Raw genomic sequence first — 24,852 nt, forward strand, 5'->3', positions numbered from 1 at the left:
TGACGCCTTTGTCGAGGAAGCGATGCCGCTCGCCGCGCATGCCACGGATATCCGCGGCAAGATCGACGGATTCGTCGAGGAGATCGGCGAGGGCGGGCGCTTCCCGGTGCCGCCTTTGCTGCTCGACGCCCAGGCGGCGATGTGGGAGGGCAGCCGCGCGCTCGCGGTGGCCGAGACCGGCGAGGCGCTGCCGCCGCTGCGCCGCGCACATGAGGCGCTGAAGCTCTGGAGCAATGCCGCGAAGTATTACCTGCGCGGCCAGGCCGAGGGCGCCCATGTCGAGATCGACAAGGTTCGCATGACCGGCGAGGAGGTGGTTTCCATCGGCCCCCGCCAGCCCGCCGGGATCGACCCCGCCCCGCGCGACAGGCTCGCCGGGCAGGTCGACGCGGCGCTGCGCCTGCTGGCCTTTGATCGTGAACGCGCCGTCGAGGCGCTGACGCTCCTGCGCATCGAGGCCCTGCGCGACGGACCCGCCGCCGCGCCGCCGCTGGAACAGGCGTTGGCGGCTCTGCGCAGCGAAGGCGAGGCCGGGCAGGAGCGGGCACGAGCGCGCGCCCTCGACCACCTGCGCGCAGCCCGCGCGCAACTCGTCGGCGCCCCGGCGGTGCTGAACCGCCTGCCGGACTGGAGCCATGCCGGAAAGAAAGGGATGCAGCCGTGATCTTCACCTTCGCCACCGCCAAGTACGAATCCGGCGACTGGGACAGCATCCCCAACCTGCCTGCCGCCGTCACCGACGCGCTGGTGCGCTATACCGGGATCCCGGCCACCCCGGCCGGGGTGGTGGTGGAACTCGGCGGCAGGGAGGTCTTCGACTATCCCTTCCTGTGGCTGACCGGGCATCTGCCGGTGCGCTTCACCGACCGCGAGCGCGAGAACCTGCGCCGCTATGTCGATCGCGGCGGCTTTCTGGTCATCGACGACCACAACCACGACATCGAGGGCGTGTTCCACCAGACCGCCACCGAGGAGATCCTCCGCACCTTCGGGCCGCTGGAGAAGGTTCCGAATGGTGACGAGCTCTATCGCTGCTTCTTTAGCTACGAGAACGGCCCGCCCAACACCAGCCACGAGCTGAACGGCTGGGGCGACCAGCTGGTGCATGAGGAGCTTTGGGCGATCCGTCGCAATGGCCGCATCGGGCTGCTCTACAGCAACAAGGACTATTCTTCGGAATGGGACATGCGCCCGGACAGCAAGCGGTTTCTGGCGGTCGATCCGACGCTCTTCGGGGTGAACATGATCGTCTACGCCCTGACGCGCTGAGGGGAGACCAGCCATGAACACGATCCCTCCGAGACCCCGGGACGATGCCGCCCTCTGGCGGCGTGCAGCGGAACGGGCGCTTTACCTGATCGCCGTGGCGGCGCTCATCGCGATGCTCTGGCTGCTGGTCTTCGCCTCACCGCAGGGTGGGGGCCATGCGCGGACGGATTCGGCCGGTCTGACGCAGGCGCTGGCGACATGGAGCCGGGTTGCACCGGACGAGGCAGACGTGACCCTCAACACCCAGCCCGATGCCGCGGCCCGCGACTGGCTGCGCGCCATCGCCGCGACCGGGACATCGGTGAGTTGGCAGAACGGTGCCGCCCCGGTCTTTACCCCTCTGGGGTTGACCGCCGAGCCCGTCGCCGATCCGAAACACCCCACCCGGATCTGGGTCGCGGCGCCGGGTGGGACCGTCGAGGAACTGATCCTGCCGCCGGTCGAGGGGCAGTCGGGAGAAGGCCAACAAGCGGGTGACGCAGAGGCCGGGGGCGGCAGTCACGCTGCCATTGACAGGCAGGCTGTGGCTGCTGGTCAGAATGATCCTCAGGCCTCGGATGGCGTCCTCGGCATGCCGATCGCAGACCTGCCCGCCGGCCAGTCCGGCGGCGGGTTGATCCAATGGCCGGGCCGGCCCGATGCCCTGCGGCTGCTGGCGGGCGAAGGCCATGCCGGCGCCGTGCTGCACGACAGCCTCACCCTGAAGCCGGTGCTGCTGCTGGCCCGGGCCGGCTGGGAGCCGCGTTTCGCCGCCGCCGCGTTGGAGCGTCAGGGCTGGCAGGTCGAGATGCGCCTGTCGCTTGGGCCCGACCGCGAGGTCGTGTCGGAGGATGAACCCTCGCCGATCACCACCGAGACCTACGCGGCGGTGCTGGTCTTCGACGACAGCGCCGAGGATCTGGCGCAGGAGATCGCCGGCTTCGTCCGGGACGGTGGCGGGCTGATGCTCTTCGGCAAAGCCGCCGCCCTGCCGCAATGGCGGGGCCTGCTGCCCGCGGTTCGCATGGGCCTGGAGATCGAGGCTACGGAGTTCGCTGGCGAAGATGAAGGTGCCGTGAACGCCGCTGCCTTGTCCGACATGCCAGTGGAGCAGAACGCTATCGGTAAGTCGCAGCCTTCGCAGGAGTTGGCGGCGCAGAACCCAGCCGAAATTGAGGCTCGTGCGGATGCACCGCCCCCGCAGGATGCCGCCGGTGCGGTTCCGGCCGACGTGGAAGAGCGCACGGAACCGGCAACTTTGCAAAACGCAGCCGATAGCGCCCCGCCCATAGGGGACCCGCGCGATCATCTGGCACTGACGCCGCTTGAAGGTCTCGCGGATGGGGCCGAAGTGCTGGAACGCCGTGGCGACAATGCCGCCATCGCCCTGCGCCGGTTCGGCGAGGGTCGCGTCTGGCAAAGCGGCTATGTCGATCTCTGGCGCTGGCCGATGGCGGCGCAAGACGATGCCGCGCAGGGCTATCAGGACTGGCTGGCGGGTTGGCTTTCGCTGGTGGCGCAGGCGCCGCGCGGCGATGCCACACTCGGCGTTCGGCAGATCGGCCTCGACGATCCGGCACCCATGGCGGAATGGGTCGCGGCCTTCGGCCCGGCGGGGCCGGGCGGGGCGCCGGTCGCGGAGCGGCCCGACCTCATCGCCCGGCTCTTCGCCACGGCCTGCCTGGCCCTGCTGCTGCACTGGGCCAGCCGCCGGTTGCGCGGCGCGATGTGAACGTATTCTCGGAAAGGAGTAGCCGATGAGTTACAGCTTCAACCGCAGGGATGTCCTGCGCACGGCGGCGTTGGGGGTCTGGGCGATGGCTCCGGTCCTGCGCAGCCCCGCCGCCTGGGCGCAGACGCCGCAGGGCCTGCTGCGCGGCCCGGAACCCGATGCGGATGCGCTGGTGGTGGTGGCGCAAAAGGCCGTCGCGGCGGCGCGGGCGGCGGGGGCCGCTCAGGCGGATGTGCGGGTGCTGCACGGGTCGCGGCTGAGCTGGGCGCCGCCGCCGAATGTCACCGTGTCCTCCGCCGCGCACCGGCCCGGCGGGGCGGATATCGGCCAGCCGATGATCGGCACCTTCATGCGCATGGGCATCCGCGCCTGGGTCGGCGGGCGGATGGGCTTTGCCGGGAACCTGCTGCCGGTGAGCGATGCCGAGACGGTGGCGCTGGCCCGGATGGCGGTGGAGCGTGCCCGGGCCTGGCCGGGCGCGGCGGCGGAGATCGCGCCTGCGCCGGTGGTCACGAATGGCCGCTGGGAAAGCCCGGTGCGGGTCGACCCGTTCACCGTGCCGATCCGCGAACAGGAACAGCTTTTGCTGGATGTGGTGCAGGACGTGCTGAAGACGCCGGTGGAGCGGGGGCAGGTCATCGCGCTGATCAATGTCGCCTTCACCCGCACGCTGGAGATTTTCGTGTCGAGCGAGGGGGCGGAGATCCGGCAGCGTTTCCATACCGCGGAGGATCAATCCGCCGCCGTCAGCGTGCCGGGCAACGACCGGTCCGATATGTTCGTTCTCCGGACACCGGGTTTCGCCGGGGCCTATGGCTACGAAGTGTTTGACGATCTGCGCAGCCGCATGGCGCGCAAGATCGAGACGCTGCACGAGATGCGCAAGACGCCGGGGCGGCCCGTGGACATCGGCCGCCATGAAATCGTGCTGAGCGCCAATGCCGCGGCGCAACTGCTTGGCCCGACGATCGCCGATCCGCTGCAACTGGACCGCGCCCTGGGGCGCAGTTCGGTGAAGAAGGGGCATTACGGTTCCTATGCGGTGCCGCCGGAGGAGGCTTTGGGGACGTTCCGGCTGGGCAGCGAATTGCTCAATGTCCGGGCCGACCGGACCCGGGCCGGCCTGACCGGCACCTGCGGCTGGGATTCCGAAGGCGTGGCCGCGCGGGAATTCGATCTGGTCCGGGGCGGGGTGGTGGCCGACTACCTGACCGACCGCGCCACCGCTCCGGCGCTCAGGACGGCCTATGAACGCATGGGCCGGGAGGTCCGCTCGAACGCCTGTAGCGCGGATACCGGCGGGCGGGTTCCGGTGATCAAATCGCCCAACCTGGCGCTGCTGCCCGAGGCCGAGGAACGCTCGGAGGACGATCTGATCGGGGACGTCAAGCGCGGCTACTACATCGACTTTCTGGTTCCCGGCCCGGACCATGCCGGGCTGAACGTGCAGGCCGATGCCGCCCACATCCGCCAGATCGTCGATGGCAGGAAGGGCGATTTCGTCTATGGCGCCGCGCTGCAATTCAACACGCCGCAGTTCTGGCGGGAACTGGATGCCGTTGGCGGGCCGGGGTCTGTCGAAACCTTCGGGCGGGTGATCGACGATCCGGGGATCGAAATGCTGTCCCAGACCGGGGTCAGCGCGCCGCCGGTGCATCTGCGCCGGGTCAATGTCGTGAACACGAAAAAGAGGGGCTGAGCATGAGCGACAGCGTGCAGGGCATGCCGGACAAGGCGCAGGCCGAGAAAATCGCCGCCTTCGTCCTTGGCCGGGTCAAGGCGACGGAGGCCCAGGTCGGCATCATCTCCCGTCAGGAGAGTTACGCCGAAATCGCCCGTAACGAATTGCTGTCGATGGACGGCACGACGCTGACGGGGGTGGAGCTTGAGGTTTCGCTCGATGGTGGCCGACAGGCGAAATGCGTCACGCAGGATTTTTCCGAAGCGGGCCTTGCCGCGCTGGTGGCCGAGGCGGAGGGGCTGGCCGAACAGCGGATCCGGACGGTGCCCAAGGGGCTGCTGCTTCTCGGATCCGACGCCGCTCGGGGATCCGCGGGGGCTGTTCTTTGGCGCCACGGTGCAGGCGGCGCAGCCAAAGGCGCAGGCCGGGTTGATGCTGGATGCGGCGAGACAGGGGGCGCAGGCGGGGATGATGCTCAGCGCCGGGCTCAAACATGCGTTCGAGGCGAAGCTGATCATGAGCAGCAACGGCTATGGCGGCTACACCCGCAGCAGCTATTGCGAGGTCAACGCCAGCGCGCGGACAGGTTCCGGGCGGGGCTCCGGCTGGGCCTGGGCGGGGACCGAGGACGCCCGCCGGGTCGATGTGGCGGCGGCGGCGGGGCGGGCCATGGACCTTGCGGCGCGCGGCGAAAGCCCGGTGGCGGTGGAACCGGGGCGCTATACCGTGATCATCGAACCCGAAGCGCTGGCGCAGCTGTTGTTCATGATCCTGCGCGCCGATACGACCAGCGTGATGAGCGCCCGCGCGGCGGAACGCGGCGGTGTGGTGTTCAGCAATCCCGAAGGCGGCACCCGGATCGGCGAGCGGATGGCCGATCCGCGGGTGCAGTTCCTTTACGATCCGGCCGACCCGCTGATGCCGTTTTCGCCGCTCAACCCGATGGCGATGATGCGGCGGACAGAGTGGCTGCGCGATGGCGTGCTGGTGAATTTGATGTTCGATTCCCACTATGCCGACCAGCACAAGCTGCCGGTGATCCCGCAGCCGATGAAGGCGCGGCTGGAGATCAAGGGCCCGACCCAGACGCTGGAGGAGATGATCGCCGGCACGCGGCGCGGCATCTGGATCCACCGTTTCAGCGATCCGGTGCTGATCGACAGCCCGTCGCTGTTGCTGGGGGGTGTGACGCGCGACGGGACGTTCCTGATCGAGAAGGGCAAGGTCACCCGGCCGGTGAAGAACATGCGCTTCTCGGAATCGCCCTTCTACATCCTCAGCAGGCTCGACGCCTTCGGCGTGCCGCAACGGGCATCGGAGCGCATCACCTGCCCCCGGATCAGGGCCCATGACTTCGAGTTCACCGCATTGAGCGATGCGATCTGAGGCGGGGCAGGGGAAACAGGGGCGATCCCATTGGAAACGCAGGCAACATGAACCGACACCACACCGACAGCGCCGTTGCGCTGGACAGGAGCAATCCGCCGCCCATGACCGCCGGACGCAGGCTTTTCCGGCGGCTGGCGGTGCTTGCGGTGATCGTCGTCGCGGGCGGGGTCAGCGTATGGCTGCGGCCCGGAAGCGGCGAGGCCCTCATCACCGAAGAGGTCAACCGTGGCGACATCGAGACCTTCGTGACCGCCGTGGGCAGGCTGCAACCGCGCGCCTTTGTCGATGTTGGCGCCCAGGCCTCGGGGCAGTTGCGCAGGCTGATGGTCGCGGTCGGCGATCAGGTGGCGGTGGGCCAGCCGCTCGCCGAACTCGATCCCGAGGTGCAGAACGCGAAGGTCGCGGCGAGCCGGGCCGAGCTCGAACGGCTGGAGGCGGTGCTGGAGGAGCAGCAGGCGCTGGCGGATTTCGACGCGGCGCAACTGGCGCGGAACGGCGCGCTGGCGCGGCGGAACGCGGTTTCGGATCTGCGGCTTGAGGAAAGCCGCCGCGACATGCGCACCAGCGCCGCAAGGGTCGCGGCGACACGCGCCCAGATCCGGCAGATGCAATCCACGCTGCGCGCCGACGAGGCCGCGCTCGCCTATACAAGCATCGACGCACCGATGGCGGGCACCGTCCTGTCCATAGATGCGCGCGAGGGCCAGACCCTCAACGCCAATTATTCCGCGCCGCAGATCATGCGCATCGCCGATCTGAACACGATGACGGTCTGGACCGAGGTGTCCGAGGCCGACGTGACCCGGCTGTGGGTCGGGATGGATGTGGTCTTTACCACGCTCGGCCATGGCGTCCGGCGCTGGCAGGCGAAGCTGCGCCAGATCCTGCCCGCGCCGCAGAAGCCGGACCAGACCGCCGACTCCGGTGCTGTTTCGGGCAATGTGGTTCTTTATGCGGCGCTGTTCGATGTGGAGAACGAGGGCGGTGCGTTGCGGCCGGAGATGACCGCGCAGGTGTCCTTCGTCACCGCCTCGGCGAAGGATGTCGTCCTGGCGCCGCTGTCGGCGCTGAAGGACGCGGCGGGCGAGCCGTTCATGACCGGCGACACCGCCTTTGTCGCGGTGGCGGCGGCGGGCGGTGTCGAGCGGCGGCAGATCCGCCTGGGCCTGCGCGACCGGTTCACGGCGGAGGTGGTGGCGGGGCTGAAGGCGGGCGAGCGCATCGTCACCGGCACGGGCAGCGGCAAAGCCGGACCCTCACGCGTGGGGTTCTCGCTATGAACGCGGAAGAGAGGGGCGTCGACGCGCTGCGGTCAAGGGCGGCGCCGCTGATCGAGTTGCGCGACATCCGCCGCAGCTATCACGCCGGGACCAGCGCGGAGGTCGAGGTGCTGCGCGGTATCTCCATGACGATCCACGCCGGGGAGTTCGTCGCGATCATGGGGCAGTCCGGCTCGGGCAAGTCGACGCTGATGAACATCCTCGGCCTGCTCGACCGGCCCACCGGCGGGGTCTATCGTTTCGAGGGCCGCGATGTTGCCGGGCTCGACCGCGACACCCGCGCCAGGCTGCGGCGCGAGGCCTTCGGCTTCGTCTTTCAGCAATACAACCTGATCGCGTCGCTCACCGCGCTGGAAAATGTCGAGATGCCCGCCGTTTACGCGGGACAGCCCGGCGGTGAGCGCCGTGCCCGGGCCGCGGGTCTGCTGGCAATGCTCGGCCTCGGCGACCGCATGGTGCATCGTCCGAACGAACTCTCGGGCGGGCAGCAGCAACGGGTCTCCATCGCCCGCGCCCTCGTCAACGGCGGCCGCATCATCCTGGCCGACGAGCCGACCGGGGCGCTCGACACCGCCAGCGGCGTTCAGGTCATGGATCTGCTGACCGGGCTCGCCCGCGACGGCCATACCGTGATCCTCATCACCCACGATCCGGCTGTGGCGGTGAAGGCCGACCGGACCATCGAGATCCGCGACGGCCGGATCGTGACGGACAGCGGGACCATGCCACCGGATGGCCTGACCGGCGAGGGCACACCACCGTCGATGCCAATGGGTTCGGCACCGATCCTGTCGGATCTGCGCGAGGCGGTGCGGTCCGGCGGGCGGGCGCTGCTCGCAAGTCCGGTCCGAACGGGGCTCACCCTGCTCGGCATCGTCGTCGGCATTGCCTCGGTGATCGCATTGCTGGCGATCGGGCAGGGGGTGAAGCAATCGGTGATCGGCGAGATTTCGGTCTTCGGCGCGAGCCGCCTCTTCGTTGTGCCGGGTGGCGAGGACAGCCGCGGCCCGCCGGGGCGCCTGCTCGCACGCGATGCCGAGCTGATCGGCGGGATCGCCAATGTCGCCGCCGTCATGCCGCAGCTTGATGGCAGCGTGACCGTCCGCGCCAGCAATATGGACGTCGCCGGTCCCGCTCTCGCGGTTTCCACCGACTTCCCCCGGGTGATGATGTGGGAGGTGGAAAAGGGCGTGTTCTTCAACCGCGAGGACGAGCGTTCGCTCGCCACCGTCGCCGTGATCGGCAGCAAGCTCGCGCAGCGTCTGTTCCCGCCCGGCGCGGTCGGCCGGACGGTGCTGGTCGGCAATATCCAGTTTCAGGTCATCGGCGTTCTGCGCGAACGCGGTGCGCTGGCCGAGGACAACGAGGACGAGAGCATCGTCTTTCCGCTCTCGACCGGAAGCCTGCGGGTCTTCGGACGCCAGGACCTGTCGGCGATCCGGGTTCTGGTCGAGGATGTCGCGCGGCTCGACGCGACCGAAGCGGCCATCGGCAGGGCGCTGGAAGAGGCGCATCATGTGCGGGATTTCCGCATCTTCAATGCCACCGAGGCCATCGCGACTGGGAACCGCATCTTCGACCTGCTGACGCTGCTGCTCGCCGGCACGGCGGCGATTTCGCTTTTCGTCGGCGGCATCGGCGTCATGAACGTCATGCTGATGACGGTGACCGAGCGCACCCGCGAGATCGGCATTCGCATGGCCACCGGCGCGCGCACGGGCGACATCCTGCGCCAGTTCCTGACCGAGGCGATGATGGTGGCGGGCGCGGGCGGCATCGTCGGCCTCGCCCTCGGCCTGGGCCTCGGCATCGCGGCCGCCTTCCTCTTCGGCATCACCGTGATCTTCTCCCTGACCGGCATCGCAACGGCCGTCCTCTGCGCCGTCCTCACCGGCCTCGCCTTCGGCTTCATGCCCGCCCTGCGCGCCGCGCGGCTCGACCCGGTTGCCGCTTTGGCGCGGGAGTAGGGGGGTGACATGGCGCGGGCGGGTGGCGTGAAGCAGCGCCCTGGATGGCCGGGCGCTGGTCGTGGCGGTGAAGGCCCCGCAGGGCGGGGGCCGCCCGTAACCCTGCGCGGTTCACCGCCGCGAATTGAGGCTTCGGCGCGAGGGTCGCCCCCCGCGCCGCGAATGTCAGAACCGCGCGCGGAGGGTCAGTTCGAGGCTGCGATCCTCGCCATAGACCACGGTGTCGTAGAACCCCGTTGTGGCGTAATATTTCCTGTCGAGGATGTTGTTCACGCTCAGCGTCAGATCCGCCTTTTCCGACAGCGCATAGGAGGCGTTCAGGTCGAAGACCGCATAGGATCCCTGATGCACGTTCGGCTGTTCCACATCCGAGGCGAAGTCCATGCTGTCGGTGCCGGTCTGCCAGCGCATCGCGCCGCCGAGCGTCAGCCTGTCGCCGAGGCGGTAATCCGTCGCGAGCTTCAGCGTGTGCTTCGGCTGATCGGCGGCGAATTTATGGCCGTCCTTGTCTTTCGAGGTGCGGAACGTATAGCCCGCCGAGACGTTCCAGCGGTCGCTGATCGCCCCCGCCGCTTCCAGCTCGAAGCCGCGGGTCGTGGTGCCCTCGACGTTCTCGGTCAACGCTGCGGTTCTCCTCGGGGATCCAGGCGACATAGCGCGCCACGTCCTTCTGGTCGGTCTGGAACACCGCGGCCGAGACGTAAAGCGCCCCGCCCATCAGCCCGCCCTTGACGCCCAGTTCGTAGTTCCAGCCGTAGGTCGGATCCAGATACTGCCGGTTCACGTCCTGCTCCAGCCCCGGCTTGTAGATGCTGGTGATGCTGCCATAGGCGGTATAGGTCGGGTCGATGTCATAGGTGAAGCCGAGGTAGGGCGTCACCTTGGCCGCGAAGTCATAGCGCGCCGTCGGCGGCCCGCCCGCGCCCTGGCTTCCGTCCCACCAGTTCGCCCGCGCCCCGGCGATCAGCTTCAGCCGGTCGCTCAGGCTGAACTGTCCGGTGGCGTAAAGCGCGTATTGCTTCGCCTCGCTGTCGGAGAAATAGTTCGGCTCGCGCAGCAGCATGGGGGCGGGCGCGCGGCCGTTCATGTGGCGGATGTTGACCGGGAAGGTCGCGCCCGATCCGTAGCCGTAATAATGCCCCTCGCCCTTCGACGCCATCGCGCCCAGCACGAATTGATGCGTCCGGCCAAAGGCGCCGAAATCGCCGTTCAGCACCGCGTTCAGGTTGGTCTGCTTATAGCCGCCATCGTAGCGCGTGCCGTAGCCCACCATGCCCTCGCCGGTTTCGCGCAGCGGCGTGCCGTAGATCCAGGCCAGCGCCGCATCCATGTTGTTCTTGACATGGGTGAGCACCACCCGCCCGGTCCAGCCATTGTCGAACACATGTTCCAGCGAGCCGAAGATCTCGGTGCGCTCGGTGTCGGCATGGGTCCAGTCCTGCCCGGTGCTGGCGCCGCGCGGCCAGTCGATCAGCCCGCCGTCGGCATAGAACGGCGCGAGCCCGCCCCAGGTCACGTTGTCGGCCTCGGTCTTCTGGTAGCTGATGCCGGTGCTGAGCGTGGTATTCGGCCCGAGGTCGATGTCGAGCGCGCCGAACAGCACATATTTCTTCTTGTGATACCGGTCGAGCGAGCCGTCGCGGTCATCCATCGCGCCGATCAGCCGCCCGCGCATCGTGCCCGCCGCGTTGAGCGGCCCGGAGACATCCGCCTCGACCCGCGCGCCGCGCGGCGAGGCGAGCGCGAAGGCGCCCTGGCTGAGGAATGTGTCGGTCGGCCGTTTGCGGATGAAGTTGACCGAAGCCCCCGGCTCGCCCGCGCCCTGCATCAGCCCGGTGGCGCCGCGCACGATTTCGACGTGATCGTAAAGCGCCATGTCGGCATTGTTGTCGCCGAACTGCCAGACACCATCACGCGGCACCGGCACGCCGTCATACTGATAGGCGTCGATGTTGAAGCCGCGCGCGTAATAGTTGATCCGGTCGCTCTCGTAGGCCTGAACGGTGATGCCGGTGGCCGCCTCCATCGTTTCGGAAACGGTGGTGATGTTGCGGTCCCGGATCTGGGTGTTGGTGATGACGCTGGTGGATTGCGGCGTCTCCTTCTGGCTCAGCACGAGGCCGGTGGCCGAGCGCATCCATTCGGTCGTCCAGCTGTTCTTGTCCTCGGTCTGGGTGCCGGGGGCGGCGGTGATTTCGAGCGTATCGAGGACGGTGGCATCGTCCTCGCTGTCCTGGGCCTGGGCGGTTGCGGGCAACAGCCAGACCCCGGCACAAAGCGCGGTGGTCAGGGAAAGGAAGCGTTTCATCGGGGCCTCTCTCGCGTTTCGGGGAAAGGCTGGCATCCGCTGGCGCCCGTCGGGTGGCGCGGATGCCGCACCGATACAACAGGATTCCCGGGGCGGGGGCGCGATCCGGCCCGCGTTGTGGCGCAGCGGGCACAGAGGAGCGCTTGGGGGGGGGTGCTTGCGGTTCGGGCGGCATTGGGCTAATGGCCTGAGTGTTTTTGTCGGGAAATGGCGGCGCCACGATGCTCGAATCCCCATCGCCCCCGCCGGGTGACCTGCGGCAGGAGATCTATCTGTCCCACCGGGCGGCGCTGATCAATTACGCGGCGCCGATCCTCGGCTCGCGCGAGGCGGCGGAGGATGTGGTGCAGGAGGCCTTCCTGCGCTTTGCCCCCGCCCGGCTGCGCGCGCTTGCGCCCGGGCAGATGCGGGCCTTTCTGTATCGGATCGTGCGGAACCTGTCGTTCGACCGGCTGAAGCGGCGCGGGCTGGAACAGCGGCAGGCGCCGTTCTGGGCAATTCCGGCGGAGCGCCCCACGCCCGAGGAACATCTGCTGATCCGCGACCAGATCCGCATCGTGAACGAGGTGCTGGCCGGTTTCCCGCCGGAGGTGCGCGTCGCGGTGGAGATGCACCGTTTTGGCGGCTTTACGCTGGAGGAGGTCGCGGCGCATCTGGGCGTTTCCGTCGCGACGGCGCAGCGCTATGTTCAAAAGGCGCTGGTGGCGGTGGCGCTGCGTCTTGACCGGCGCGATTGAAACAGGGGCGGTGAGAAAAATCCCGCCCCGGATCGTCTTATGAACAGCCAGCGTAGCCAGCAAGATCGCGAGCGAGACAGCATGACCCGACCCAGCCCCCCGATCCCGGAAGCCCGCCTTGAGGAGGCGGCGGAGTGGTTCATGCGCCTGAACGACCCCGGGGCGGATGCGGCGCTGCGCGCGGCCTTTGACGACTGGCTGGCGCAGGGGGAGGAGCAGCGCCGCGCGTGGGAGCGGATCTGTGGCACATGGCAGGTCATGGGGCAAAGGGCGCCGCGTCGTCCGGTCTGGCCGCTCGCGGCGGCGGCGGTGGTTCTGCTGGCGGTCGGGGTGCTGGCGGGGCCGCGGATCCTGTTGTGGTCGCGGGCCGATTATCTGACGCAGGTGGCGCAGACGCGGACGATCCCGCTTGAGGATGGATCTGTCATCAGCCTTGGCGCGCAAAGCGCGGTCGAGATCGACATGGACGGCCGGAAACGCCGGGTGCGGCTTTTGGCCGGGGAAGCCTTTTTCGACGTCGCGCCCGATCCGGAGCGGCCCTTTGTCGTTACCGCCCGCGATGTCCGGGCGAAGGTTCTGGGCACCGCCTTCAACGTGCGGCTGTCGGAGGGGGCGACGGAAATCGAACTGGCGCGCGGGTCGCTGCGGGTTGCGGGGGCGCAGAATGCCACCCTGTCGCCCGGAGACAGCATCACCGTTTCCCACGGCACCGGGCGGATGCAGCGCGGCCATGTGCCCCCGGCGGATATTGCCAGCTGGCGCGACGGCCGGATTTTCGTCGATGACGAACCGATTTCCGCCGTGGTCGAGCAGATCCGCCGCTATCACCCCGGCTGGATCCGGGTGGCGAGCGCGGAGCTTGGCCGTCAGCGGGTCACCGGCCTTTACGACCTGCGCGACCCGGACAGCGCCCTGCGCGCGCTGGTGCATCCCTATGGCGGGCGGGTGCGGCAGATCTCGCCCTGGGTCACGGTGCTGCTGGCGGGAAGCTGATTTCTGTAAAAAATCGTTAACGGGGTGAAAAATAACGCCGCGCTGATCGTCCTTGAGGCAGGAACCATGTGCGCGATGCACGCCAGAACTCAGGGACGGATCCATGAAACCGTATCAAGACAAAGGGTTGACCCGTATCAGGGCGCTGCTGCTGACGACGGCGCTTGCCGCGATGGGGGCGCCGGTGCTGGCGCAGGGGTTCGACATTGCCGCGCAGCCGCTGGCCTCGGCGCTGAATGCCTTTGGGCGGCAGTCGGGGTTGCAGGTGTCGATGGCGGCTTCGGTGGCGCGGGGGATGTCGTCGCGCCCGGTGCATGGCGCGCTGAGCGCGGAGCAGGCGCTGGCGCAGATGCTGGCGGGAACCGGCATTCCGTTCCGGATCACCGCCGATGGCACCGCGCTGATCGGAACCGCGGAGGCGGGGCAGGCGGCGGATGGCTCGGTGATGCTCGACACGCTCACCATCGGCGCGACGGGCGGCACGCCCGCCCCCTATGCGGGCGGGCAGGTGGCGACGGGCGGGCGCGTCGGCATGCTGGGCAACAAGGAGGTGCTCGACACGCCCTTCAGCACCGTCAGCTATACCGAAAGCTATGTCGCGAACCGGCAGGCGCACAGCATACAGGAGGTGATCGCCAAGACCGACCCGGCGGTTTTCACCTCCGGTTCGACCGGGATGATCAACGAAAGCTATTCGATCCGGGGCTTCGGCTCGGCGATCAGCGATGTTTCCGTTGGCGGGCTGTTCGGGGTCAGCCCCTATTGGCGCATCTCGCCCGAGGCGTTCGAGCGGGTCGAGGTGCTGAAGGGGCCTTCGGCGCTGTTGAACGGCATGCCGCCGGGCGGGTCGGTCGGCGGCACGGTCAACCTGGTGCCGAAACATGCGCCGGACGAGCCGCTGACCAATGTCACGCTGAGCTATGCGAGCGATGCGCAGATCGGCACGCATGTCGACCTTGCCCGCCGGTTCGGGGCGGAGGGGCAGTTCGGCCTGCGCGCGAACGGTGTCTGGCGCGATGGCGACGGCGCGGTGAAGGACCAGAAGATGGGCACGCGGCTGTTTGCCCTCGGGATGGACTGGCGCGGCGAGCGGGCGCGGCTCAGCGCGGATCTGTATTATAGCCGCGACCATGTGGACGGGCTGAACCGGGGGGTCAGCCTGGCGCCCGGCATCGGCGTGCCGCGCGCGCCGGATACGGATACGCTGCTGAACCCGCCATGGACCTTTTCCACCACCAAGGACCGGGCGGCCATCCTGCGCGGTGAGTTCGACGTCACCGACAGCGTGACCGCCTATGCCGCCCTTGGCTTCAGCCATTCCGATTTCGATGCGATGGCGGCCTCGACCTATCAGGTCTTCAACGAGGCGGGCGATTTCCGGACCAACGTTTCGCATCAGCGCTCGATCTACAGCCGCAGGACGGCGGATGTCGGGCTGCGCGGGCAGTTCACGACGGGCGAGGTGCGCCACGAATGGACGGTGAACGCGACCTATTACGACCATGACAACAAGTTCGGCTTTGCGCGCAACATGATGGCGCAGGACTGGATCACCAATATCTACAACCCGGTCTGGGGTCCGGCGGTGGATCGCGGCTTCAGCCATGCGCATCTGGACCGCACCGGATCACAGCGGACGCAGAGCATCGGTTTCGCCGATACGATGTCCTTTGCCGATGACCGGGCGCAGGTGACCTTTGGTCTGCGGCGGCAGAAGGTGGTCACCACCAGCTGGAACCCGGACGGCAGCCGCGCCGGAACGCCCTATGACGCCGGCGCCACGACCCCGGCGATTGCGGCGAACTGGCGGCTGACGGATCAGGTCTCGATCTATGCCAATTACATCGAGGGGCTGAGCGCGGGCGCGACCGCCCCGGCGACGGCGGAAAACGCCGGAGAGGTCTTTGCCCCCTACAAGACCCGGCAAAAGGAGATCGGCGCGAAATGGGACATGGGCAGCCTGATCCAGACCCTGAGCCTGTATGAGATCCGCAAGCCCAGCAGCTACACCGACCCGATCACCAACGTCTTCTCCTTCGGCGGCGAGCAGCGCAACCGGGGCGCGGAATGGTCGGTGGTCGGCGCGCTGCGGCCGGACCTGCGGCTGATGGGGGGGCTGGGCTATGTCGAGCCGGAGCTGACCCGCACGGCGGGCGGCGTCAATCAGGGCAAGATGGCGACGGGGATGCCGAAGGTTCAGGCCAAGCTGGGCGCGGAATGGGATCTGCCCTCGGTCGAGGGGCTGACGCTGATCGGCAACGCCACCTATATGTCGAAGCAGTATATCAACGCGGATAACACGCTGTCGATCGGCGGGCGCACGGTCTATGACCTTGGCGCGCGCTATGTCACCACGGTGCAGGACCGGCCGCTGACGGTGAAGGCCAGCCTGACCAATGTCACCGACAAGGCCTATTGGGCGACGACGCTGTTCAGCGGCCTTGGCGCGCCGCGGACGTTCCTGCTTTCGGCGACGATGGCGTTCTGATGGCGGTCGGGCAACAGATCAGGGCGCATGGTCCGGTGGCGTCGCGCATCGTCGCGGCGCTGTTCGGGGGCTATGCGCTGGCGGCGCTGACCTCGGTCGCGGCGCTCGCGCTGCCGATGCGGGGGACGGAGGCGGTGTTCACCGGAATGCTGCTGAGCTTTCTGGTCTATGCGGGCGCGGTGGTCTGGGTCTTTGCCGTGCGCTCGGCCCGGCGGGCCTGGGCGGGGCTGGCGCTGGCCGGGCTGGGGCTGTGCGCTGTCTGGGGGCTGGCATGAGCGCGAAGCCGCGCGGCATCCGGCAAACGATGTCGGACCTGCATATCTGGACCGGGCTTCTGGTCGGGTGGATCCTTTATGCGATGTTCCTGACCGGCACGGTGAGCTATTTCCGCGAGGAAATCTCTGCCTGGATGCGGCCCGAACTGCCCGCCGCCTCCGCGCCGATGGCGCCCGAGGTGGCGCAGCGGGTGGCCGATGCGCTCCCCCCGGCGCGACGACATGGAGCATCACCCTGCCCACCGCGCGCAACCCGGCGGCCTCGGCCTTCTGGCGCGAGGGGAGGGGGTTCCGCAACGGCCTCTTCGATCCGCGGACCGGCGGCAGGCTTTCGGCGCGGGACACGCAGGGCGGGGATTTCTTCTATGCCTTCCACTTCAACCTGCATTACATGTCGCCGCTCTGGGGCCGCTGGATCGCCGGGATCTGCGCCATGTTCATGCTGGTCGCGATCATCAGCGGCGTGATCACGCATAAGAAGATCTTCACCGATTTCTTCACCTTCCGCTGGGGCAAGGGGCAGCGGTCCTGGCTTGACGGGCATGCGGCGCTGTCGGTGCTGGGGCTGCCGTTCCATTTCATGGTGACCTACAGCGGGCTGATCACGCTGATGGTGATGTATATGCCCTGGGGGCTGCAAACCCTGCCCACGCCCGCCGAGCGCGCGGCGGTCACGAACGAGATGCGCTTCTTCCTGCCCGCGCCGCCGCCGAAGGGCGAGGCCGCGCCCCTCACCGCCCTTGCGCCCCTCGTCGCGCAGGCCGAGGCGCGGTGGGGCACCGGCACCGTCGGGCGGATACAGGTCAACAATCCGGGCGATGCGGGCGCGCAGATCGCCATCGCGCAGGCGCAGGAGACGCGGGTTTCCACAACCCCGCGCTATCTGCTGTTCGATGGCGTCAGCGGCGCGCTGATCACGGCGAAGGAACACTCCGGCCCCGCCGCCGAAACGCAGGGCGTGCTGTATGGCCTGCACATGGGCCGGTTCGCCGATCTGGCGACGCGGTGGCTTTATTTCCTCGTCAGTCTGGCGGGGACGGCGATGGTCGGCTCCGGGCTGGTGCTGTGGACGGTGAAGCGGCGCGCGCGGCCGCTCCATTTCGGTTTCCGGCTGGTCGAGCGGCTGAACATCGCCACCATCGCCGGGCTGCCGCTGGCGATGGCGGGGATGCTCTGGGCGAACCGGCTGTTGCCGCTGGACATGGCGGGGCGGAAGGAGTGGGAGGTCCATGTGGTCTTCCTGCTCTGGGCCGCGGCGCTGGTCCATGCGGTGCTGCGCCCGCCGAAACGGGCCTGGGTGGAACAGTTTCTGGCCACCGGCGCGGTGCTGGCGCTGTTGCCGGTGCTGAACCTGCTGACGACGGCGCGCGGGCTGCCGTTCAGTCTGGCGCGGGGGGATTTCCTGTTTGCCGGGTTCGACCTGACGCTGCTGGTCCTTGCGCTGTCGAGTGTCGAGATCGCCCGCCGCACCGCCCGCCACAAACCCCCGCAACCGAAAAAGCGCCGCGCTGCCCCGGCGCTGAGCGAGGCCGCATGACCCATCTTGCCGTTCTGCTGCTCGCGCTCGCCGGTTTCGCCGGGCTCGCCCTGTCGATGGAGCGTCATCAGCGCGACCAGTTCGGCCATCTGCTGATGCCGGGGCGGACGCGGGCGCTGCGCTGGCTGGGCTGGGGTCTGATCGGGCTGGCGCTGCCGGTGGCGGTGGGGGGGCTTGGCACGGGTTTCGGGCTGGTCGCCTGGACCGGGCATATCAGCCTCGCCGCCGCGCTGGTTTTTGCCGGCCTGCTGCTGCGGCTGCGCTGGCCGTTTCGTTTCACATCAACCGAAGGATGAACACATGCGTCGTTTCCACCGTCTGGGCCTGAGTGCCGCGCTTGTCGCCGCGCTGATGGGGGGCACTGCCGTTCTGGCCGAGGTGCCTGCAACGCCCGCCGTCGCCACCGATGCCCGCGCGCTGCGCGCCGAAATCGCCCCGGCGCTTTACGAACTGGCCTATTCGGCCGGGCAGAAGGCGCTGTTCGTGGCCTCTGCCGGAGGGTTTGGCGATGATGCGCCGCCCTCGAAGATCCTGCGCCTCGATCCGCGCACGCTGAAGGTGGAGGCCGAGATCGCGCTGGAGGGCCGGGGCTTCGGCCTTGCGCTCGATGATGCGGCGGGGCGGCTTTATGCGGGCGATACCATGGACGGCGCGGTTCATGTCATCGACATCGCGGCGAACAAGGTGATCGGCAAGATCCGCCTGGCCGAGAAGGTGAAGGGCGAAGACGGCACCGAGCGGCCCGCCTACAACCTGCGCGAACTGGTGCTCGACCCCGCGCGCAACCGCCTTTATGCGCCCGGCCTGACCTTCGAGGACAGCGTGCTTTATGTCGCCGATACCAAGGCGATGCAGGTCGAGAAGGTCGTGCCCGGGTTCGGCTTTGTCGCCACGGGCATCGCGCTGGATCCCGGCGCGGGGCGGCTTTACGTCTCGAACATGCAGGGCGCGCTTTATACCGTCGATACCGGCAGCCTTGAGGTTCTGGGCAAGGTGGAGACCTCGGGCGATCAGCTTCTGAACCTCGCGCCCGATCCTGCGGGCGGGCGGATCTTCGCGACGGACGAGGGCCATCCGCGCATCGACGGCATGCGCGCGAAAGCCGTGCCGGATTACAAGGTCAAGGGCGCGGGCAATCTGGTGCTGGTGCTGAAGGCCGCCGATGGCAGCACGATCCGCGCCCTGCCCACCGGCGAAGGCCCGATCGCGCCGCTGTTCGACGCCGCGCGCAAGCGCCTTTATGTCACCAATCGCGGCGAGGGCACAGTGAGCGTGTTCGACACCGAAAGCTATGCGCTCCTGGAAAAGATCGCGCTGCCTGCGCATCCGAACAGCCTCGCTCTGGATCCCGCAAGCGGGGCGCTGTTCGTCACCGTGAAGAACGGCGAGGATGCGGCGAAGGGTGCGCCCGAAAGCGTCCTGCGCATCGGTCTGTGACCGGCGGGGCGGGCGGGGCGATGGCGCCGCCCGCTTCGGTGTGCGGGGGGTGCCCGATCCCGGGCGATCGGCGGGGATCGGACCTCCGGGCGGGTTGCCGCGCATGCCTCCCGGCCCGGCCTTGTTCGCTGCCCATGGCGCACCTAGATCAGCGCCAAGCCATGAGGCCAGCGACAATGATAATATACGGGCATGCTGACGATGCGCTATCTGCTTATGTTCCACACCCCGACGACCAGCCAGTGGCGGTGCCTCGACACCGCGTTCCTGCCGGTCAGGATCGGCACACCCGGGGATCTGCCCGAGGTGCTCCGCGCCGCCCCGGAGATCATGCTGCGCTGGATGCTGGCCCGGAGGGAGATCGGGGCGTTCTCCCCGGGCAGGCCGGTCGGGAGCGCGGGGCAGATCGTGGTCTATCGGCTTGACCGAGGGGCCGCGCGCTTCAGCATGGCAACCGGCTATCAGGGGGTTCGGCTGGAAATGTTCATGCTGTCGAACCGCCCTGTCGGCACGATCACGCTGCGCGCGGCCTTGCCCCGCAAACCCGCCAGCCTCGGCCTGCTGGAACGGCGCATCGCCGATCCGCTCAAGGCCGACGATCCCGTCTGTCAGCAGACGATGGACATCCTGCGCGAACAGGGGGGCCGCGCGGCGCGGATCGGGGCGATGCCGCGCGAGACGACCTGACAGCCGGTTTCGCGGCCCATCGCGCTGACCGGGGTGCCGAAGCGAGGTGGGGGTTTGGCGGCCGAATTGCAGATGCCTCCAGGCCGGGCGCAACTGTCCGTCCCCCAGCGACCACGGTGATTTCGGCGAGGTGCCTGGCCTCCGTGCCGATTTCCACGGGCGCGTCACAAACCGATGCGCTGGTTCGTCATATCAAGGTAAGACCGTCCTGAGGAAGGAACCACCATGACCGAACACGAGACCACCGCACCCTTCAGCTATCAGAAGTCCATTCCCGACGTCCTAGAGGCCTTCCTGAAGGTGCATGGCGCCATCGACGCGCACGGGTTGGAGCGCCGCCTGTATCACCTGATTTTGTTGCGTGCATCGCAGATCAATGAATGCGCGCATTGCATAAAGCTGCACGTCAGGGAGGCGCTTGAGGATGGCGAAACGCATGATCGCCTGCATCGTCTTGTCGTTTGGCGCGATGTCAGCGATTTCACGCCGCGCGAACGCGCCGCATTGGCATGGACGGAGGCGCTGACGCGGCTGGAGCATGGCGCGGATTACGGGCCGCTCCGCGCGGAGCTGCGCGCACATTTTACCGACGAAGAAATCGGTGCGGTGACCGCCAATATAACGATGATCAATGTCTGGAACCGTATTCGGATTTCGGCGCATTGAACGGGATGACGGGCGAAAGCATGTGCGTCTCTTCGAGGAGCGGCGCCGGTTTCTGACCGGCCTCGCCTATCGCATGCTGGGGTCCGTCGCCGATGCCGAGGATGCCGTTCAGGAAACCTGTGTCCGATGGCTGAGGGCCGATCGGGCCGCGATCGGAAATCCGGCGGCCTGGCTGACGACGGTCTGCACCCGTCACTGTCTCGACCTGCTGCAATCGGCCCAACGGGCGCGGGTGGATTATATCGGCATCTGGCTGCCCGAGCCGGTGCAGACGGCCGAAGCGGCGACACCCGAGGATGCTGCGGAACTGGCGTCTTCGCTGTCGATGGCGTTTCTGCTTGTTCTGGAACGGCTTTCGCCGAAGGAGCGGGCGGCCTATCTGCTTCACGAGGTGTTCGATCAGTCCCATGCGGATGTCGCGGCAACGCTGGGCGTGACCGAAGCGGCGTGCCGCAAGCTGGTGTCGCGCGCGCGGGCGGGAGTCGGGCACCGGGGGAAGCGGAATACGGTGTCTTTGGAGCGGCAGGACGCGCTGCTTTCGGCCTTTCGGCAGGCCGTGGAGACGGGCGATACAACACGACTTGCCGCGCGCCTTTCCGAGGACATTGAACTCCGCGCGGATGGCGGAGGCAAGGTTCCCGCCAATCCCGAACCGCTCGTCGGCAGGATCGACGTGCTTGACTTCATTTCCGGGAAGCTCGGAATATTCTGGAAGAATTACGCGTGGAGGCCAATATCGCTGAATGGTTTCCGAGGGGCTCTTCTGTGCGAGAATGGCCGGATTGCGGCCTCGGTCAGTTTTTCATGCGATGTCGAGGGGAGGCTTTCCGGAATATTCATTACCCGCAACCCGGAGAAATTATCGCGATTTGAGGGGGGCGCGATTTGAGGGGAGATCAGGCATTATTCCGGCGAAGCCGTAGGGCATGCGGAGATTGGGGCTTCATGGTGCGTTTGCGGATCAGTAGTCGGGAGGCGCTACTCACCCTGTCCGAAGAAGCGCATTGCCCCAGGCTGCGCGCGGCGTGGCTTGTTCGATGACCGGACGATCCAACGGCGCCCGGGCCGGACGGCCATTGCCGCTTATGGACGCCAGCGTTTCCGGGCACCCCCCGGAGGGCGGGCGGTGGATCATCCCGACCCCTTGCCCGGGCCGGGACGATCCCGCGATCCGGCCCGGGCGAAACCCGTTCATGCCGGTAACTGCGGAGGAAACGCCGCGCGGGCGTAACCCCATGTCTTCGGCTTTCGGAGCGATTGTCGTGGCGACTATCGCCCCGGGCCGCATGCGGAACAGCCGCGCTACATGGATCCGGATTTCGCGGCGGCGATCATCGCCGTGACCTCGGCGCGCATGGCTTCGGGCATGTGGCTTTCGTCGAGCCGCAGGAAGCCTTGCAGGATCAGGTCGCGCGCGGCGTCCTCGGTCAGGCCGGTGGCCATCAGATAGGCCATCTTCTCCGCCGAAATCATGCCAATCGAGGCCTCGTGCGACAGTTGCGCCTCCGCGCTTTCGGCACGCAGGCCGGGGATGGAGACGATCTCCCCCGCCGCCCCCAGCCTGAGCCCGTCACAGCCCAGAAAGCCGCGCGTGCCCGGTGCGGCCCCCACCAGCAGGTTGCGGTTGGTGATATGTCCGCCCGCGGTGACCATCCGCGTCACGCTGTCGGAACTCGCGCCGCGCCCCGTCAGGCGGATTTCGCTGTCCATGATCCGGGTGGTGCCTTCGGGGGCGAAGACGATGGCCTGATCGCTCGACGATCCGTCCTGCGCGATTTCGGTCACGCTGTGCGATTGGTGGTGGCGCAGCGGTGACATCATGATGTTCGTCGCCACCGAATGCGCGCCCCGGGCGATGCGGCTGCGGGCATAGGAATGGACCTGCATATCCGCCCCCCATTGCTCGACCGAGACGGAGCGGCAGGTCGCCCCCTCGCGCAGGAAGCTTTCGGAGATCGAGACGTGATGCCCCGCGCGCACATTGCCCGACACCGAGGAGCCGGTGACGAAATCGACCTCCGCCCCCTTTCAACCACGGTGATGTTGTGGAAGAACTGCCGCTGCTGCGGGGTTTCGATCATGTCGAAAAGCTGCACCGGCAGGCGCAGTTTCGCGCCCTCCATCACCCGGACGAAATGGCCCAGTGGCGGGTCGGTGCTTTCGGACGCCTGCCGGACGTGTTCGTCATGGTCCGGCGCGATCAGCGAGAACATCAGATCCTGCACCCAGTCGTAACGCTTCAGCGCCTCGGCGATGGGCAGGATTTCGACCTGATTGTCCTGCACCGAGATATGGCGCACGCCCTGATCGACCAGAATACAGGTGCCCGCGCGTTCGGCATCCGTCGCATAGCCAAGGCGCGCCAGCCGCGCGACCTCTTCCGCCGACAGGGGAGGGGTGTGGATGGTCATGGTCGTCACTCCTGTTCACGCCATCTGCGCGGCGGGCGCGCGATAGCCGTGGTTGCGGATATGGGTGAACAGCGCCCGCGGATCGCCGGAATGGACGATCCGCCCCCCGGCCATGATATGACCCACATCCGCCGTCAGATGGTCGAGGATGAAGCCGGTATGGGTGATGACCAATCCGGTCCGCCGCCCCTTCGGCCCCTGCATCAGCCGGTCGATGGCCGATCCGACCGCCGCGATATGTTCCAGATCGACCCCGCTTTCCGGCTCGTCGAAAAGCAGAAGGTCGGGCTGCTGAAGAAACAGCTTCAGGATCTCCCACCGCTTGATCTCGCCGCCCGAGAAGCCCTGATTGATGCCGCGCCCGATGAAGGGTTCGAGGTCCAGCGCGGCGGCCTCGGCCCGCAGCCGGTCGCCGGCGCCAAGCGCATCGGCCAGGCCGGTGACCGTCACCCCGTCGAGCGCGGGCGGGCGCTGGAACGCCATGCCGATGCCGAGGCGCGCGCGTTCATCGACCGCCAGCGTGTCGATCCGCTGGCCCCGGAACAGGATCTCGCCCCCGGTCACCCGGAACGGCGGCAGCCCCATGATTGCCGCCAGCAGCGACGATTTCCCCGAACCGTTCGGGCCGAACAGCACATGCAGCTCGCCCTCCCTCACGGTCAGATCGACGCCCGAGAGGATCTGCGCCTCCCCGGCGGAAACATCCAGATTGCGGATTTCTAGCGTTGCGGCCACGAGCCTTCCTCCTGCTCATGTGGTTTGAAAAACCGGACCCGCTGCGGAAAGGGCGTGGCCTGCCGGAAACAGGATCATGATATTCGGGGCGAACGCGAACGCGCCTTGATCTGGCGCAAGTCATCCGCCACCGGGGGCGATGTTCGGATCAATCGAACAGGGGCGAGCGGGGCCCTTGCGCGCGCTGTCGAGCCGATAGCGCCCGAACGGGGTGAAAATGGTCTCGACACTCGCGCGCAACAGCCCGGCACCGGCCATCGCCCGCGCGATCTCGCCCTCCGTGAACGAGGTATCGCCGCTGCGCAGCGCGGGCATCAGCCGCCCGATCACATGTTCGGGCGGCGCGGTGCGGGCATCGGTCAGCGCCTCGTGGAAACTGACCAGCACCCCGCCCGGCGCAAGGCGCTCTGCCAGCCGGGCGATCAGCGCGGGCAGGCCCCGGTCGTGGAAATAAAGCGTCATCGAACACCAGATAATGTCGAACGGACCCTCGGGCAGGGTCTCGTTGTAGCTGCCGCCCAGAATGGCGACGGGCAGGTCCGCCGCGTCGTGACGGATCCGTTCCGCGACGGGGGGCAGGTCGAACAGCGTCACCCGCAGATCCGGCCGCCGCGCGAGAAGCCGCCGGGCCAGCACCGCGGACCCCGGGCCGATGTCGAGCAGGGTCCGGGCCCGCGGCCATTCCGGCAGGCCGGTCAGGCAGGGTTCCATCGCATCGGCGGCCAGGGCACGGTGAAAGGCCGCGAGCGAGCGGTGGCTTGCGTCCCAATGCGCGGCGTCGAACAGCGGTTTGCCCGGCGCCTCGTCACCACCGGCCAGCAGCGCCGCGATCCGGTCGAGCCCGGTGTGCCGGGTCGTCGCCAATGCGCGCAGGGTCTCGACCATATTGCGCGGGCTGCCGGTGGCGACGAAGGGCAGAACCTCCGGCGCGGTGCGGAACCCGGCCGCTTCGGGCCGCACAAACCCCGCCGCCGCCAGCGCCCGCAGCACCGTCAGCAACCTGTCGGGCCGCAGATGCAGCGCTGCGGCCAGATCATCAACCGGGGCCGGGTCGGCGCAAAGATCGAAAATCCCCACCGTCAGCGCCCAGTCCAGAAGCGCATGGCGGATCGGCCCTTCCAGCGTTTCGAGCAGCAGGCCCGCGCCCGTCCGGTGTTCCGGCGTCACCATGACATCCTCCGGTTCACGCCGGTGATCGCGCCTTTCCGGGCGCATGCGCGCACGCCGCAACGGGTGGTGGTCAGGCAAAACCTCAGGGATGTTCGGGACATGGGCGGCCTC

20 protein-coding genes and 2 pseudogenes are annotated in these 24,852 nt (G+C 68.0%); 17 read left to right on the forward strand and 5 right to left on the reverse strand.

Features of this window, described 5'->3' with window-relative positions; translation table 11 throughout:
* The 7 genes from QM789_RS19100 to QM789_RS19130 form a co-directional block, all read left to right on the forward strand.
* The coding region (locus tag QM789_RS19100) for a hypothetical protein (RefSeq protein ID WP_420353440.1) at positions 1–664 on the forward strand (664 nt) is incomplete at its 5' end.
* Positions 661–1,269: a DUF4159 domain-containing protein gene (locus QM789_RS19105; RefSeq protein WP_420353441.1), complete on the forward strand. Its 609-nt coding sequence runs from the start codon at positions 661–663 to the stop codon at positions 1,267–1,269. The genes QM789_RS19100 and QM789_RS19105, both read left to right, overlap by 4 nt.
* Positions 1,270–1,282: 13 nt before the next feature.
* A complete protein-coding gene (locus tag QM789_RS19110) occupies positions 1,283–2,980 on the forward strand; it encodes a hypothetical protein (RefSeq protein WP_420353442.1) in 1,698 nt (565 codons plus the stop codon).
* Between the two features lie 25 nt (positions 2,981–3,005).
* Positions 3,006–4,679, forward strand: a complete 1,674-nt coding sequence (locus QM789_RS19115) for a TldD/PmbA family protein (protein WP_420353443.1) — start codon at positions 3,006–3,008, stop codon at positions 4,677–4,679.
* 252 nt (positions 4,680–4,931) lie between these two features.
* Entirely contained in the window at positions 4,932–6,047 is a 1,116-nt protein-coding gene (locus QM789_RS19120) for a metallopeptidase TldD-related protein (RefSeq protein ID WP_420353444.1), read from the forward strand.
* Positions 6,048–6,151: 104 nt separating this feature from the next.
* A complete protein-coding gene (locus tag QM789_RS19125; protein WP_420353445.1) occupies positions 6,152–7,330 on the forward strand; it encodes an efflux RND transporter periplasmic adaptor subunit in 1,179 nt (392 codons plus the stop codon).
* Positions 7,327–9,297, forward strand: coding sequence for a MacB family efflux pump subunit (locus QM789_RS19130; RefSeq protein ID WP_420353446.1), 1,971 nt, complete (start codon positions 7,327–7,329; stop codon positions 9,295–9,297). Before QM789_RS19125 ends, QM789_RS19130 begins: the two co-directional genes overlap by 4 nt.
* Before the next feature lie 165 nt (positions 9,298–9,462).
* Here the strand turns inward: QM789_RS19130 and QM789_RS19135 are convergent, their stop codons facing one another.
* On the reverse strand, positions 9,463–9,918 hold the full coding sequence (locus QM789_RS19135) for a TonB-dependent receptor domain-containing protein (protein WP_420353447.1): 456 nt from the start codon (positions 9,916–9,918) through the stop codon (positions 9,463–9,465).
* 94 nt (positions 9,919–10,012) lie between these two features.
* Positions 10,013–11,842, reverse strand: a pseudogene (locus QM789_RS19140) (TonB-dependent siderophore receptor); the annotation flags it as partial.
* On the opposite strand from QM789_RS19140, the gene QM789_RS19145 reads away from it, so the two are divergent.
* The 10 genes and pseudogenes from QM789_RS19145 (at position 11,827) to sigJ (ending at position 21,314) form a co-directional block, all read left to right on the forward strand.
* Complete coding sequence (locus QM789_RS19145) at positions 11,827–12,342, forward strand: RNA polymerase sigma factor (protein ID WP_420353448.1); 516 nt, start codon at positions 11,827–11,829, stop codon at positions 12,340–12,342. The pseudogene QM789_RS19140 and the gene QM789_RS19145 sit on opposite strands and share 16 nt — an antisense overlap.
* Positions 12,343–12,423: 81 nt before the next feature.
* Complete coding sequence (locus tag QM789_RS19150; RefSeq protein WP_420353449.1) at positions 12,424–13,335, forward strand: FecR family protein; 912 nt, start codon at positions 12,424–12,426, stop codon at positions 13,333–13,335.
* Between the two features lie 103 nt (positions 13,336–13,438).
* Positions 13,439–15,823: a TonB-dependent siderophore receptor gene (locus QM789_RS19155; protein WP_420353450.1), complete on the forward strand. Its 2,385-nt coding sequence runs from the start codon at positions 13,439–13,441 to the stop codon at positions 15,821–15,823.
* Complete coding sequence (locus QM789_RS19160) at positions 15,823–16,098, forward strand: DUF3649 domain-containing protein (RefSeq protein WP_420353451.1); 276 nt, start codon at positions 15,823–15,825, stop codon at positions 16,096–16,098. The genes QM789_RS19155 and QM789_RS19160 overlap by 1 nt, the downstream gene beginning before the upstream one ends.
* Positions 16,099–16,181: 83 nt before the next feature.
* Positions 16,182–17,635 (forward strand): annotated as a pseudogene (locus QM789_RS19165) (PepSY-associated TM helix domain-containing protein).
* Positions 17,632–17,931, forward strand: coding sequence for a DUF3325 domain-containing protein (locus tag QM789_RS19170; protein ID WP_420353452.1), 300 nt, complete (start codon positions 17,632–17,634; stop codon positions 17,929–17,931). The pseudogene QM789_RS19165 and the gene QM789_RS19170 overlap by 4 nt, the downstream one beginning before the upstream one ends.
* Before the next feature lie 4 nt (positions 17,932–17,935).
* Positions 17,936–19,072 carry a YncE family protein gene (locus QM789_RS19175; protein WP_420353453.1) on the forward strand — a complete coding sequence of 379 codons (1,137 nt, stop codon included), beginning with the start codon at positions 17,936–17,938 and terminating at the stop codon, positions 19,070–19,072.
* 201 nt (positions 19,073–19,273) lie between these two features.
* A complete protein-coding gene (locus QM789_RS19180) occupies positions 19,274–19,759 on the forward strand; it encodes a hypothetical protein (RefSeq protein ID WP_420353454.1) in 486 nt (161 codons plus the stop codon).
* Positions 19,760–19,984: 225 nt separating this feature from the next.
* Positions 19,985–20,425 (forward strand): carboxymuconolactone decarboxylase family protein, encoded by a 441-nt coding sequence (locus QM789_RS19185; RefSeq protein ID WP_420353455.1) that lies wholly within the window; start codon positions 19,985–19,987, stop codon positions 20,423–20,425.
* Positions 20,426–20,447: 22 nt separating this feature from the next.
* Positions 20,448–21,314, forward strand: coding sequence for an RNA polymerase sigma factor SigJ (gene sigJ / locus QM789_RS19190; protein WP_420353456.1), 867 nt, complete (start codon positions 20,448–20,450; stop codon positions 21,312–21,314).
* A gap of 413 nt (positions 21,315–21,727) precedes the next feature.
* On the opposite strand, the gene QM789_RS19195 is transcribed toward sigJ, so the two are convergent.
* From QM789_RS19195 to QM789_RS19205, 3 genes are all read right to left on the reverse strand, one after another.
* A complete protein-coding gene (locus tag QM789_RS19195) occupies positions 21,728–22,417 on the reverse strand; it encodes a SufD family Fe-S cluster assembly protein (protein WP_420353457.1) in 690 nt (229 codons plus the stop codon).
* 434 nt (positions 22,418–22,851) lie between these two features.
* The gene (locus QM789_RS19200) at positions 22,852–23,571 is read right to left on the reverse strand and encodes an ABC transporter ATP-binding protein (protein WP_420353458.1); all 720 of its coding nucleotides are present in this window, start codon (positions 23,569–23,571) and stop codon (positions 22,852–22,854) included.
* Between the two features lie 120 nt (positions 23,572–23,691).
* Positions 23,692–24,741, reverse strand: a complete 1,050-nt coding sequence (locus QM789_RS19205; protein WP_420353459.1) for a class I SAM-dependent methyltransferase — start codon at positions 24,739–24,741, stop codon at positions 23,692–23,694.
* Positions 24,742–24,852: the final 111 nt, after the last annotated feature.

Origin of the sequence: Paenirhodobacter sp. (genome assembly GCF_047600745.1) — a bacterium.
GTDB lineage: Bacteria > Pseudomonadota > Alphaproteobacteria > Rhodobacterales > Rhodobacteraceae > Rhodobacter.

Bases quoted from the DNA above. Each gene is read 5' to 3' on its own strand.
- QM789_RS19180 (WP_420353454.1), top strand. From the start codon at position 19,274: ATGCGCTATCTGCTTATGTTCCACACCCCGACGACCAGCCAGTGGCGG.
- QM789_RS19185 (WP_420353455.1), top strand. From the start codon at position 19,985: ATGACCGAACACGAGACCACCGCACCCTTCAGCTATCAGAAGTCCATT.
- QM789_RS19130 (WP_420353446.1), top strand. From the start codon at position 7,327: ATGAACGCGGAAGAGAGGGGCGTCGACGCGCTGCGGTCAAGGGCGGCG.
- QM789_RS19170 (WP_420353452.1), top strand. From the start codon at position 17,632: ATGACCCATCTTGCCGTTCTGCTGCTCGCGCTCGCCGGTTTCGCCGGG.
- QM789_RS19145 (WP_420353448.1), top strand. From the start codon at position 11,827: ATGCTCGAATCCCCATCGCCCCCGCCGGGTGACCTGCGGCAGGAGATC.
- QM789_RS19150 (WP_420353449.1), top strand. From the start codon at position 12,424: ATGACCCGACCCAGCCCCCCGATCCCGGAAGCCCGCCTTGAGGAGGCG.
- QM789_RS19175 (WP_420353453.1), top strand. From the start codon at position 17,936: ATGCGTCGTTTCCACCGTCTGGGCCTGAGTGCCGCGCTTGTCGCCGCG.
- QM789_RS19155 (WP_420353450.1), top strand. From the start codon at position 13,439: ATGAAACCGTATCAAGACAAAGGGTTGACCCGTATCAGGGCGCTGCTG.
- QM789_RS19115 (WP_420353443.1), top strand. From the start codon at position 3,006: ATGAGTTACAGCTTCAACCGCAGGGATGTCCTGCGCACGGCGGCGTTG.
- QM789_RS19125 (WP_420353445.1), top strand. From the start codon at position 6,152: ATGACCGCCGGACGCAGGCTTTTCCGGCGGCTGGCGGTGCTTGCGGTG.
- QM789_RS19110 (WP_420353442.1), top strand. From the start codon at position 1,283: ATGAACACGATCCCTCCGAGACCCCGGGACGATGCCGCCCTCTGGCGG.
- QM789_RS19205 (WP_420353459.1), bottom strand. From the start codon at position 24,741: ATGGTGACGCCGGAACACCGGACGGGCGCGGGCCTGCTGCTCGAAACG.
- QM789_RS19160 (WP_420353451.1), top strand. From the start codon at position 15,823: ATGGCGGTCGGGCAACAGATCAGGGCGCATGGTCCGGTGGCGTCGCGC.